We start from the raw sequence: 1,438 nt of genomic DNA on the forward strand, positions 1-1,438 counted from the left end.
GCGGGGAAGGCATAACCGGCTGGGAATTGCGCTTCAGCTCACCACCGCCCGTTTTCTGGGCACCTTTCTGACAGACTTAACCCGGGTTCTGCCAGGTGTTCAGCAATTTGTCGCGGTGCAGCTTAATATTCGCCGTCCGGAAGTCCTTACCCGCTACGCAGAACGGGTTACCACCCTCAGAGAGCATACTGCGCTGATTAAGGAATATTACGGTTACCATGAATTTGGTGATTTCCCCTGGTCTTTCCGCCTGAAGCGCCTGCTGTACACCCGCGCATGGCTCAGTAATGAGCGACCCGGCCTTATGTTTGATTTTGCCACCGCGTGGCTGCTTCAGAATAAGGTCCTGCTGCCCGGAGCAACCACACTTGTACGTCTCGTCAGTGAAATACGCGAACGGGCAAATCAGCGGCTGTGGAAGAAACTGGCCGCGTTGCCGGACAGCTGGCAGACCGCCCGCGTGACGGAGCTTCTGGACATTCCTGAGGGGCAGCGTACTTCACCGCTGGAGCAACTGAAAAAGGGACCGGTCACCGTCAGCGGCCCGGCATTTACCGAAGCGCTGGAGCGGTATATCCGGCTGCGAAACCTGGAATTTTCCCGACTGAATTTTACCGGTCTGCCTGCTATACAACTGCGTAATTTGGCCCGTTACGCAGGCATGGCGTCGGTAAAATATATCGCGCGAATGCCACAGCAGAGAAAACTGGCCGTACTCACAGCATTCGTTAAAGCGCAGGAGACTGCGGCGCTGGATGAGGCCGTTGATGTGCTCGATATGCTGATACTGGATATCACTCGTGCGGCGAAGAAAACGGGGCAGAAAAAACGGCTCAGGACGCTTAAAGATCTTGATCGTGCTGCGCTAATATTGGCGCGGGCATGTTCATTGTTGCTGGATGAACAGGCTGACGATGCTGAACTGAGGGAGACCATATTCAACAGCATACCGAAAAGCAGGCTGGCAGAATCCGTCAGCAAGGTAAATGAGCTGGCCCGACCTCAGAACAACAATTTCCATGACGAAATGGTGGAGCAGTACGGGCGGGTAAAGCGCTTTCTTCCGGCGGTATTGCGCGACCTGCATTTCCAGGCAGCGCCAGCCGGAGAACATACGTTGTCCGCCATTCATTATCTGACCGAACTGAACGGCTCGAAAAAGCGCATCCTGGACAATGCGCCTGAACATATTATTACCGGCCCCTGGAAACGCCTGGTATACGATGCGGAGGGCCGGATACAGCGTGCCGGTTACTCGCTTTGTCTGCTGGAGCGCCTTCAGGATGCACTACGTCGAAGGGACATCTGGCTCGAAAACAGCGATCGCTGGGGAAATCCCCGCGAGAAGCTGTTGCAGGGGGAAGAATGGCAGGCTCAGCGGGTCCCCGTTTGCCGGGCGCTGGGACATCCCACTGATGGACATAAAGGCGTGCAACAG

General features: G+C 55.7%; 1 protein-coding gene. It reads left to right on the forward strand.

Annotated features, from left to right (window positions below; genetic code table 11):
• Window positions 1-1,438 (forward strand): DUF4158 domain-containing protein (locus ACVCAM_RS26365; protein ID WP_447093749.1); only part of this gene is annotated, 1,438 nt, incomplete at both ends.

It is taken from the genome of Enterobacter sp. CFEC122 (genome assembly GCF_052983755.1).